General features: G+C 68.6%; 7 protein-coding genes. 4 read left to right on the forward strand and 3 right to left on the reverse strand.

Annotation, left to right across the window (positions count from 1 at the left end; all coding sequences use genetic code 11):
* Nucleotide 1: 1 nt before the first annotated feature.
* On the reverse strand, nucleotides 2–589 hold the full coding sequence (locus tag ACESK8_RS07585; protein ID WP_372968014.1) for a DUF1349 domain-containing protein: 588 nt from the start codon (nucleotides 587–589) through the stop codon (nucleotides 2–4).
* A 59-nt stretch (nucleotides 590–648) separates the two neighbouring features.
* Here ACESK8_RS07585 and ACESK8_RS07590 point away from each other — a divergent pair, with 59 nt between their 5' ends.
* The 4 genes from ACESK8_RS07590 (at nucleotide 649) to ACESK8_RS07605 (ending at nucleotide 4,377) form a co-directional block, all read left to right on the forward strand.
* Nucleotides 649–1,293, forward strand: coding sequence for a SatD family protein (locus ACESK8_RS07590; RefSeq protein WP_372968015.1), 645 nt, complete (start codon nucleotides 649–651; stop codon nucleotides 1,291–1,293).
* Nucleotides 1,290–2,102 (forward strand): hypothetical protein, encoded by an 813-nt coding sequence (locus ACESK8_RS07595; protein ID WP_372968016.1) that lies wholly within the window; start codon nucleotides 1,290–1,292, stop codon nucleotides 2,100–2,102. Before ACESK8_RS07590 ends, ACESK8_RS07595 begins: the two co-directional genes overlap by 4 nt.
* A gap of 49 nt (nucleotides 2,103–2,151) precedes the next feature.
* On the forward strand, nucleotides 2,152–3,480 hold the full coding sequence (gene tyrS / locus ACESK8_RS07600) for a tyrosine--tRNA ligase (RefSeq protein ID WP_372968017.1): 1,329 nt from the start codon (nucleotides 2,152–2,154) through the stop codon (nucleotides 3,478–3,480).
* Nucleotides 3,481–3,579: 99 nt separating this feature from the next.
* A complete protein-coding gene (locus ACESK8_RS07605) occupies nucleotides 3,580–4,377 on the forward strand; it encodes a DUF4184 family protein (protein WP_372968018.1) in 798 nt (265 codons plus the stop codon).
* On the opposite strand, the gene ACESK8_RS07610 is transcribed toward ACESK8_RS07605, so the two are convergent.
* Together ACESK8_RS07610 and ACESK8_RS07615 are read right to left on the reverse strand one after the other, a co-directional pair.
* Nucleotides 4,362–5,690, reverse strand: coding sequence for a CoA transferase (locus ACESK8_RS07610; RefSeq protein ID WP_372968019.1), 1,329 nt, complete (start codon nucleotides 5,688–5,690; stop codon nucleotides 4,362–4,364). The genes ACESK8_RS07605 and ACESK8_RS07610 overlap by 16 nt on opposite strands.
* Nucleotides 5,691–5,960: 270 nt before the next feature.
* The coding region (locus tag ACESK8_RS07615; protein WP_372968020.1) for a hypothetical protein at nucleotides 5,961–6,153 on the reverse strand (193 nt) is incomplete at its 5' end.

The following is a 6,153-nucleotide window of genomic DNA, read 5'->3' on the forward strand; positions in this document are numbered from 1 at the left end:
GTCAGTGCAGTTCGGCGTCGGCGGCCGACCTCGTCCAGCGGGTGAATCGCACGACGAGTCCCGCGCGGGTGGGTGCGGCGAGGAACGGCCCGGCGGATGCTGCGGCATCTCCGGCGAACGGCGCGACGCGGACGAGTCGCCACTCGCCGTCGTCGGCGCGGGCGCGCACGATGACGGCGTCCTGCCAGCGGCTCACTCGGACCGTGATCTCGCTGCCGTGCCACTCGTCGACGTATCCCACCGACCAGTCCGAGCGGATGTCGGTGACCACCGCGCCGAGCCCGAGATGACCGTCGGCGTACTCCACTCCCGCCTTGATCCAGTGCTCCTCGTCTGTCTGCACGAAGATCCCTGCCTGGTCGAACTGGCCGTCCCAGGGGGCGCGGAAGGAGACGTCCATCGCCTCGCCGACCGCCAGGGGAGCGAGCAGGGCGTGCTCGGTGTCGTGCACGAAACCGTAGGCGGTGTGACGCCAGGCGTCGCTGCTCTCGACAGCGGTGACGTCGAGATGTCCGGCGGATGGGGCGACCGCTGCGGGCTCGTGGGTCCAGGCTCCGTCGGTCCAGGAGATGATGTCTGATTCAGGCATATCTCGAGACTATAACCAAATAGGGCATAAAGCCAAGTTATTCGTGATACGGTTATCACATGGTCATCGCCGTTCTCGCCGACATCGTGGGCTCCCGCAAGCTCGACGATCGCACCGCGGCGCAGCGCATCCTCGATGACACCATCGCCCAGGTCGAGGGCGAGCTCCCTCTCGCGCAGCAGACCCTCACCCCCACCGTCGGCGACGAGCAGCAGGGCCTCTACCGCACCCTCGAAGACGCGATGGTCTCGCTCCTCATGATCCAGCTCCGGCTGCCGGACGGCATCGCGTTCCGGTTCGGCATCGGAGTCGGGGCCGTCAGCGCGGTCGACTCCGTGCACGGCGAACTGGCGGACGGCCCCGGCTGGTATGCCGCGCGGGCGGCCATCGAGACCGTCCACGCCAGGGAAGGTCGCGCCGTACCGCGCACGCGGACCTGGATTGTCGGAGCCCCCGGGCAGGATGAGGTCATGGAGAGCACGATCGCGGCATCGAACGCCTACCTCCTCGTCCGTGACGAGCTGGTCGGGGCGATGAACGAGCGCGAGCGGCGCCTCACGTACGGACGGCTGGTCGGTCGATCGCAGCACGAACTCGCCGCCGAAGAGGGCATCTCGCAGCCGAGCGTCTCGAAATCGCTGCGCAATGCCGGCAGCTCCGCCCTTCTCGAAGGACTCGCCGCGCTGAGAGGATCGAACACGTGATCGTCGCCGGCTTCCTCCTCCTCGCGGTCGGCGCTGCCGACCTCGTGCGCCAGTTCGCCCCGCGCCGCTGGGTCGGCTATCTCACGGTCGCGATCATTCTGCTGTTGTTGGGCAGCGTCAGCGACGCGCTGCTGCCGATGCTGCTCGGGCTCGTCGTCGGAGCACTCTGGGTGTGGTGCATGCCGTCCGAGAAGACCGCGCCGTTGGGCTTCTGGCCCGCTGTCCTCCTCGGGGTACTGACGATCGGAGCCGTCGTCTGGCTCGGCGCGCGCGACGACGCGGGGCTGATCGGCGGCGTATGGAACCTGCGCTCTCCGTTCGGGGATGTGCCGTTCGACCTCGCGCTGCTGACCCTGGGCACGGGGGTCTTCCTCCTCGAGTCCTCGAACCTCGTGGTGCGCGCGGCGCTCGACGGCGAGCACACCTGGCGACCCGCCGAGCGGGCCTCCGCCGCGCCTGATGTCGAGAACTCTGCTGTCGAGACCTCTGCTGTCGAGACCTCTGCTGTCGAGACCTCCGCTGTCGAGACAGCGCCGGGGGTAGCGACGCCTCGCGACCCCCGTGCCGGATTCCAGGGCGGTCGCCTGATCGGTCCGCTCGAGCGCATCCTCGTGATGATCCTGACACTCGCCGCCGCTTACCCGATCCTCGCGGCGATGCTGGCGGCCAAGGGGATCGTGAGGTTCCCGGAGATCTCGCGCGACGGAGAGACGGGGGCGCGCGCCGAGTACTTCCTCGTCGGCAGCCTCGTCAGCTGGGTGATCGGTCTGGGCGCCGCGTTCCTCGTGTGGTGGGCAGCGCACAGCTGACCTGCCGCGCGAACGGTGACAGGCCGAGCGCACGGTCGGCGAATCGCCGATGCCGACCGCTGATAGCCTGGAGCGCGTGTCGAATTCCGCTCTGACGACCGCCCCGCCGGCGATCGACCCCACGTTCGAGAACGTGTGGGACGAACTGCTGTGGCGCGGCCTCGTCCATGTGTCCACTGACCAGGAGGCGCTGCGCGCCCTTCTCGCCGGGGACCCGATCACGTATTACTGCGGCTTCGACCCGACGGCTCCCAGCCTGCACCTCGGAAACCTGGTGCAACTGCTGACGCTGCGTCGCATCCAGCTCGCCGGTCACAAGCCGCTCGGACTCGTCGGAGGGTCGACGGGTCTGATCGGTGACCCTCGTCCCACGGCGGAGCGCACGCTGAACACGCGGGAGACGGTCGAGGAGTGGGTGGGGCGCCTGCGGACGCAGGTCGAGCGGTACCTGAGTTTCGAGGGCGACAATGCCGCGCGCATCGTCAACAACCTCGATTGGACGGCGCCGCTGTCGGCGATCGACTTCTTGCGCGAGATCGGCAAGCATTACCGGGTCGGCACGATGCTGAAGAAGGATGCGGTCGCTGCGCGGTTGAACTCGGACGAGGGCATCAGCTACACCGAGTTCAGCTACCAGATCTTGCAGGGGATGGACTTCCTCGAGCTGTACCGGCAGTACGACTGTGTGCTGCAGACCGGTGGGTCGGACCAGTGGGGAAACCTGACCAGCGGTACGGATCTGATCCGTCGTGCTGAGGGGGTCTCCGCGCACGCGATCGGCACGCCGCTGATCACGAACAGCGACGGCACCAAGTTCGGCAAGAGCGAGGGCAACGCGATCTGGCTCGACGCCGACATGTGCAGCCCGTACCGGATGTACCAGTTCTGGCTGAGCACGACGGATGCCGACGTCATCGACCGGTTGAAGGTCTTCACCTTCCTCACCAGGGCCGAGATCGAGGAGTACGAGGCACTGGTCGAGAGCGAGCCGTTCCGTCGTGCCGCACAGAAGCGTCTCGCGCTGGAGGTCGTCGCCACGGTGCACGGCATCGATGCCGCGGCCGCGGTGATCGCGGCATCCGAGGCTCTGTTCGGCCAGGGCGACCTGACCGCGCTCGATGCGGCGACGCTGCGTACGGCCATCGAGGAGCTGCCGCACACGACTGTCGCGGTGGGAGCGCCGGTGGTCGAGGCGCTCGTGACGACCGGCCTGGTGTCGAGTCTGTCCGAAGCACGCCGTGCGATCAGCCAGGGCGGGGTGTCGCTCGACGGAGAACGTGTCGAGGATGAGAGCGCCACCGTCGCGGGCACGCTGCCCGGCGGAGTCTCGGTCCTTCGACGCGGCAAGAAGACCCTCGCCGGGGTCTTCATCGCCTGAGCGACGAGCGACATCCGATCGCGAAGCGGCGGCTGACCGAGATCACCTCGGACAGCCGCCGCCACGCCTCTCGACCGCCTGGTCCGACAGGAGACACCGATGCCGTTCACCCCGAGTCACGCTCTGGTCGCCCTGCCGTTCATCCGCACGCCGCTGGTGCCGTCGGCCATCGCGATCGGAGCGATGACCCCCGACCTTCCGCTGTTCGTGCGGGGTCTCGGACTCCAGTACTCGTTCACGCACACGTTCGGAAACGTCGTGTGGACGGCGCTGGTCGCATTCGTGCTCTTCCTCGTCTGGCGCGTCGTGCTGCGTCCGGCGGTCGGAGAGCTCACGCCACTCTGGATCGCGCGGCGGCTGCCCGACGAGTGGAAGCGCTCAGGCGTCGTGGCAGCCGGGGAAGCGGTCGGCGTCGGTCTCGGGCGTCCCGCCTACCCCGTCCTGCTCGCCGTATCGCTGATCCTGGGTGTGCTGACGCATATCGTGTGGGACCTCTTCACGCATGAGGGTCGCTGGGGCGTCGAGATCTTCCCGGCGCTCGAGCAGATGTGGGGACCGCTGAGCGGCTACAAGTGGCTGCAGCACGGATCGAGTGTGATCGGGCTCCTCGGCATCGGCATCTGGGCCATGCTCCGCTGGAACCGGCAGGAACCCCGAGACGGCGACGACAGGTTCGTCCCCGCGGCGGTGCGCATCGCCTGGTGGCTGTCGCTGCCTGCGGTGCTGGTGACTGCCTGCATCGTCGGCTACCTGGCATACGGCCCGTTCACCGCCGAATTCACGTACCAGCACCTGGCCTATCGGATGCTCCCGCCGGCCTGTGCGCTGTGGGGTGCGCTCACGTTGGCGCTCTGCCTCGCGCTGCCCGCCTTCCGGCGGCGTCACCACTCGGGCTGATCAGAGCCCCATCGGTGCGGAGCCGCGAACGCGAGTCCCGGCAGCGCGGGAGCGGCGGTGATGAGCGTCGTCCCGTCGACATCGAAGGACGCGGTGTGCGCCGGCAGATCCATCGTCTGCTCCGGCTCGGGCTCGCTCGCGCGCGGGATCCCGAGCAGTTCAGCGGCGATCCGCCGGAGCGAGGTGCGGATGATCCAGGTGCCGCCTTCCCGTCGACGACGCCGGAGCACCCCCGTGATCGCGGCGGCGAGCAGGTAGCCCGCGCTGTGGTCGAGCGCCTGCGCGGGAAGCGTGCCAGGACGATCCCCGTCGGGTGACTCGATCAGCGCGATTCCGGACTCCGCCTGCACGAGACTGTCGAATCCGGTCCGCCCCGGTTCGTCGGCACCCCAGGCGCTCAACTGTGCGATCACGAGCCCGGGATGCCGGGCGGCGAGGGCTTCGGGGGAGAGGCCGAGCGTCGCCAGTGACGAGGGGCGGTAGCCGAGGACGACGACCTCGGCACGGTCGAGCAGTTCCTGGAACCGGCCGATGCGTGCATCGAGCAGGATGGACCGCTTGCCGTGCCCCGTGTCCAGATGCTGCCAGTCGGGTTCGGCCAGATGGGGCGGATCGACTCGCAGCACATCCGCGCCCAGGAGCGCGAGGGTCCGGGTGCAGACCGGCCCTGCGATGACACGGGTGAGATCCAGGACGCGGATGCCGTCGAGCGGCCGACTCCCGTGGTCCTGACCCCTCGCCGCTGGGGGCGCGGCGTCCCCTCCGCCGGCGCGGATGACCTCGAGGAGCGGGGCGGCGCGCAGCCTCGCATCCGTCGGCGGCGACTCGGGGCGCACGGGGACCGCGAGCCCGCCGGTCGCAGTGATCGCCGCCACCGTCTCGGAAGTCGTCGAACCAGCGATGACGGCTGCCACGTCGGCGGCATCCGATTCTGTGCTCAGATCGAGTCCGGCCAACAACCGCGCCGCATGGTGCGGGTAGTTGCCATGGGTGCGCACCCAGCCGTCACGCGAGCGCCAGAATCCGGAGAAGGGCGACCAGACATCGGGAGAAGCGCCGTCGACGGTGAGGACACGGTCGCTGCGATACGCCATCGCGATGCGGTCCGGGTCAGGGGGAGTGGCGATGCCGGCGGCGAGCCCCGCGGCGCGCACGCTCGCCCATGCCAGATCCGAGACGGACAGCCGGGCGGGCAGCGGCACGGGATGAGGTGGCGACGCGGCGATATCGTCGTCGCCCCAGTCGACGCCGATCTCCGTCCGCACGCGGTCGAGGAGGGCGGCGGCGGGGGAGCAGATCGGAGGCTGGCGCACGCTGCGATCGTACCCGTGGGGCCGATCCCGATGCTTTAGTGCCGCTGGACTGGGCATTCCTGATCGCGGGCCGCCCGCGACACGCCCGGGGGTGCCGCCCCGATTTGCCAGAACCCCGGAATCCACGTAACTTATTACTTGTTCGCCCCACAGGGAAGCGGAGAGGCCGAGAGCTTCACCCCCCTCAAGCGGAGAACCACCTCCCACTCCTCTCACTTGTGAGAACAGGCGCGTGCGTCTAGGATGGGAGATCCACCCCATCTGCGGCTGTCACAGGCTGCGCACCGGATCCAAGATCCGCGCGGCGCGCTGATTTGACAAGCGGGACAGGGTGGCTAAGATTGAGAAGTTGCCCTTCGGGCCTGGTTGTGATGACTGGGTCGGGGGAGCGTCCGATCCTTGAGAACTCAACAGCGTGCACTTGTCAAATGCCAAATAACCTCGATTCAGCTTCGGCTGGATG

The organism is Microbacterium sp., from assembly GCF_041641055.1.
Lineage (GTDB): Bacteria > Actinomycetota > Actinomycetes > Actinomycetales > Microbacteriaceae > Microbacterium.

Coding starts and splice junctions, on each gene's coding strand:
- ACESK8_RS07585 (WP_372968014.1), bottom strand. CDS start 589: ATGCCTGAATCAGACATCATCTCCTGGACCGACGGAGCCTGGACCCAC.
- ACESK8_RS07590 (WP_372968015.1), top strand. CDS start 649: ATGGTCATCGCCGTTCTCGCCGACATCGTGGGCTCCCGCAAGCTCGAC.
- tyrS (WP_372968017.1), top strand. CDS start 2,152: ATGCCGACCGCTGATAGCCTGGAGCGCGTGTCGAATTCCGCTCTGACG.
- ACESK8_RS07605 (WP_372968018.1), top strand. CDS start 3,580: ATGCCGTTCACCCCGAGTCACGCTCTGGTCGCCCTGCCGTTCATCCGC.